The sequence below is a fragment of the Planctomycetota bacterium genome (assembly GCA_026387035.1).
Classification (GTDB): domain Bacteria; phylum Planctomycetota; class Phycisphaerae; order FEN-1346; family FEN-1346; genus JAPLMM01.
On sequence record JAPLMM010000258.1, the window covers coordinates 1 to 3,930 of the forward strand.

Genomic DNA, 3,930 nt, shown 5'->3' on the forward strand with positions numbered 1-3,930 from the left:
TCGCGGCCGTCCCGCCCTGGTCTGTCGCGATTCCCTTCCGCCCGACCGCCCACCCGCCGTTCGAGCCGCCCGCTTTGCGGGCGGTGACGTTCCCCGCCCTGGCACGTGCCACGCCGCGCACCCGCACCAGCACCATCGCCGCCGCCCCAAGCGCCAGCATCCCCACGCCGATGATCACCAGGCACCGCACGCCCAGCGGACTCGCCGCCGACGCCCGCATCCATGCCGGCGACAAGTGCACCGCCCGCACCGCCAGGACCAGGAGGCCCACGAGCGACGCCGACGACAACACGCCCAGCACGACCATCCGCCGTTTCGCGTTCCGCATCATCGAACACCCTCAAAAACCCGCCACTTTATAATGCCGCTTGCGGCTTAGCGGCCGTTCGCCGCTACAGTAACCCCGCCACCGCATCCCACAGCGACCGGCCGAACTCCCTCTCCACCATCCACCACACCGACCCGATGCACGCCGCCAGGCCGAACGGAACCTGGAGCGAGCCGGGCGGAATCGCCTCGTCCAGCCGGACGCCCGGCACGGGCAGCAGCCGAATCGCCACCCCCAACCGCCGAACCACCGACCGCGTCTGACCCCGCCACACCATCAGCACAAGGCCCAGCCACGTCTCCGCCGCCCATGCCCCCGAGCAGGTAGGCCAGGAACAGGACGCCGAAGCCAAGGCCGAACCCCGCGGCGTGGTCAACGAATCCGTCCCACGCCGACCCGGTCGCGGCTCCGCGGACGGCGCCGAACGCCAGGCCCGCCAGGATCGCCGGATACGTCAGCCAGTTGTAAATCTTGCCCCGCCTGAGTTCCGTGACGGATGCCACGATCAGGACGGCCGCCAACAGGCCCTGGCTCGCCCACTTCAGCACCTCGGCCTCGGTCACCTTTTCGCGCCCCTAACGCCCGCGGCCATTTAGCCCCTGGTGAATACACCAGGGGCCCTCGCTCGCGCGTTGCCAGTCCAACGGCCCTCCCCGCTCGCCGTGGCGAGTCGCCCGCTCCTCGAGCGCACGGACAGGGGGCGATCGCCTCGTCCCGCGGCGCCGGTCGCCTGCCTTGCTCGGCTTTCGGGAGCCGTCGCTCGGTTACAGGTTACCGAAAAAATCGCTCTCGTTCTTCTCCGATTCGCCGCGGGCCTTCTCCCAGATGCCCACGACCCATTCCCGGATCTCGTTTCGGAAAATGATCAGGAGACCCAGGAGCGGCAGCATGATGGCCGCGATGATCAGCAGAAGCTCCAGACCCTGCGCGCCGGTCTCATCCCGATCGAGCCGCTTCAGCACATCCCACAGCCCTCGAATCATAAGGCACCCCTTTCTTCTCTCTGCCGCGCCCTGCCCGTCACAGGAACGGCCACGTGACGTAGAACGCGATCATCCCGAAGTAGTCCGACAACACCTCAAAGAGTTTCACAATCACGAACACCGCGAGCGGCACGAAGACGCCCAGCACCAGAACGTAATCCAGCATCCCCCCGCGCTCGTCCCGGTGGAACCGCGCCACGGCCAACCCGTTTAGCCGCCCCGCTTGTCCCTGTTCGGTGGTTGGACCCCTTCGGGGCGGGGCGCTCGCCGTTCGCCGTTCACTCCGCATTCCGCACTCCGCACCGTGCGGCTCATCCCGCCCGGCTCCTTCCCTCATTTATCGGCCAGGAGGGGCGCCAGCCTTGGGAAGTTCCGCGCTTCCGCGCGCACCCCCACCTCATTACGAAAAACGCACTTCTCGCCCGTCCATTGCAGCCGGGCCTTCGCCAGTTCGTATTCCCCTTCCGGCAACTGGAGGTTGAAGAGGTCCTGGACCTGGTACCGCCCGGACTCGGTCAAGCCCACCACCTGGCTGATGCCGACCACCCGCCGGCCGCCGTCCGCAAAACGCATCATCTGCACGATCACGTGGATCGCCCCCGCGATCTGCAGCCGAAGCGCCGCCAGCGGGATCTCCACCCCGCTCATCATCGCCATCGTCTCCAGTCGGTTCAGCGCGTCCGGCGCCGAGTCCGCGTGCAGCGTCGTCATCGACCCCGCGTGACCGCTCGTCATCGCCTGGATCATGTCCAGCGCCTCGCCGCCCCGGCACTCCCCCACGATCACCCGGTCGGGGCGCATCCGCAGGCTGTTCTTAAACAGTTCCCGGATCGACACCTCCCCGCGCCCGTACCGATCCACCGCACGCGACTCCAGGCCGATGACGTGCGGCTGCTGGAGTTGCAGTTCGCTCGATTCCTCGATCACCACGACCCGGCGGTCCGCGTGAATGTACTCCGACAGCACGTTCAGCAGGCTCGTCTTCCCGCTCGACGTCCCCCCGCTAATCAGCAGGTTCTTCTCCGTCACGATGCACAGGTGCAGAAAATCCCGCGCCTCCTCCGACAGCGTCCCGCACGAAACCAGGTAATCCATCTCGAACGCCTCACGCGAAAACTTCCGGATCGTCACCACCGTCCCACGACGCGACACCGGCGGCATCGCCACGTGCACCCGCGACCCGTCCGGCAACCGGCCGTCCATCATCGGCTGATCCGCCGACACACGTTTCCCAACGTATTGCAATATGTTCCGCACCGCCGCGTCCAGCGTCTCCTGGCTCTCAAACCGCGCCTCCGTCAGCACCAACGCCCCTTTCCGCTCGATGTACACCTCCTCCGGGCCGTTGATCATGATCTCCGTCACGCTCGCATCGTCCAGATACGCCCGCACAGGGTCCAGAAAGTGCAGGATCGTCTTCTCGAAGATCGTCTCGAGCAGAACCTCGTCCTGCCCGGACACCGCCTTCGTCTCGGCGGTCGTCATCGCGCAAACTCCTTCCTCTCGCCTTCTACCTTATTATACGACCCCCACCCCCCCGCAAACCAGGATTCCGCCCGCCGGCGAACCAGACCCTTGTAGTTGCTTCTTTCTGTGTTCCGTTCCGCCGTTCATTCCGCACTCCGCATTCCGCACTCCGCATTGCCTCTATTCAATCGTCTTCAGCCCCAGCCTCTTCGCCTCTTCCGCCACTTCCGACGCCTTCAGGCCGCTCGTCCGCGCAATCTCCGCCGACACCACCTTCCCCGAATCCTGGTCCTCCGCACGCACGTGGATCCGCCCCTTCCGGTCGTACGAGTATGTCACGTTCACCAGGCTCCCCGCCGGTCGGCCCGCCGGCAGGCCCGCCACCTCCAACTGCCCGATTACGATCGTCGCCGACGGGTCCGGCGCGTCCCCCTGCACCACCTGCAAGAGGATCTTCGTCTGCCCGTCCTGGCTCGTCTGGTAGGTTTTCGTCACGCTCGCCGGCAGCCGCGAGTTCTTCGCAATCAGCACGTCGTTGCGGTACTCGAGCGTCCGCACGTCCTTGATAATGAGGCCCAGCGCGTGGGCCGCCACGTCCACCGTCCGGATCTTCCCCAGGCGCTGGGCCGCCTCCGCCGACAGTTCGCGCACCCGCCCGTCTCCCGCCAGCGTGCAGATCGCCGCGTGGATCGCCGCCCCCGCCGCCACCGCCTCGTCCACCGGAACCTCCGCCCGCACCGTCTTCGCGCTCATCCGCTCCAGCAGACGCTGCACCATCGGCATCCGCGTCGAGCCCCCCGTCGGTACGATCCGCCCCACCCCCGCCCACGTGATCCCCGCCTCCTCCAGCACCATCTCCGTCGTCAACTGCGTCACCGCCAGCAGGTCTTCCGTGATTGCCTCGAACTCCTCGCGCGTCACCTCGTAATTGCCCCAGTGCCCCTTGTAACTGACGGGCACCTTCGTCGCCTCGCGCCGGCTGAGCGTCTTCTTCCCCTCCTCCGCGCTTACATACAGATAACTCAACGCCTGCGCGTTCTCGCGCGGGTCGTCCCCGAACTCCCCCTTGAACCGTTCCGCCAGATGGTCCACCAGCCGCTCGTCCCAGTCCTTCCCGCCCAACTGCACGTCCCCGTCCGTCGCCAGCGTGAT

6 protein-coding genes are annotated in these 3,930 nt (G+C 66.9%); all 6 read right to left on the reverse strand.

The genetic code is table 11. The annotated features are described in order from the left end of the window. The coding region (locus NTX40_09810) for a hypothetical protein (GenBank protein ID MCX5649372.1) at positions 1–331 on the reverse strand (331 nt) is incomplete at its 3' end. Positions 332–392: 61 nt separating this feature from the next. Then, complete coding sequence (locus NTX40_09815; GenBank protein MCX5649373.1) at positions 393–680, reverse strand: hypothetical protein; 288 nt, start codon at positions 678–680, stop codon at positions 393–395. Positions 681–1,092: 412 nt separating this feature from the next. Then, positions 1,093–1,311 carry a hypothetical protein gene (locus NTX40_09820; protein ID MCX5649374.1) on the reverse strand — a complete coding sequence of 73 codons (219 nt, stop codon included), beginning with the start codon at positions 1,309–1,311 and terminating at the stop codon, positions 1,093–1,095. 37 nt (positions 1,312–1,348) lie between these two features. Continuing rightward, entirely contained in the window at positions 1,349–1,510 is a 162-nt protein-coding gene (locus NTX40_09825; GenBank protein MCX5649375.1) for a hypothetical protein, read from the reverse strand. A gap of 134 nt (positions 1,511–1,644) precedes the next feature. After that, positions 1,645–2,796 carry an ATPase, T2SS/T4P/T4SS family gene (locus NTX40_09830; GenBank protein MCX5649376.1) on the reverse strand — a complete coding sequence of 384 codons (1,152 nt, stop codon included), beginning with the start codon at positions 2,794–2,796 and terminating at the stop codon, positions 1,645–1,647. Positions 2,797–2,958: 162 nt separating this feature from the next. After that, a partial coding sequence (locus tag NTX40_09835) for an Hsp70 family protein (GenBank protein MCX5649377.1) occupies positions 2,959–3,930 on the reverse strand: 972 nt, incomplete at its 5' end.

Bases quoted from the DNA above. Each gene is read 5' to 3' on its own strand.
- NTX40_09820 (MCX5649374.1), bottom strand. From the start codon at position 1,311: ATGATTCGAGGGCTGTGGGATGTGCTGAAGCGGCTCGATCGGGATGAG.
- NTX40_09830 (MCX5649376.1), bottom strand. From the start codon at position 2,796: ATGACGACCGCCGAGACGAAGGCGGTGTCCGGGCAGGACGAGGTTCTG.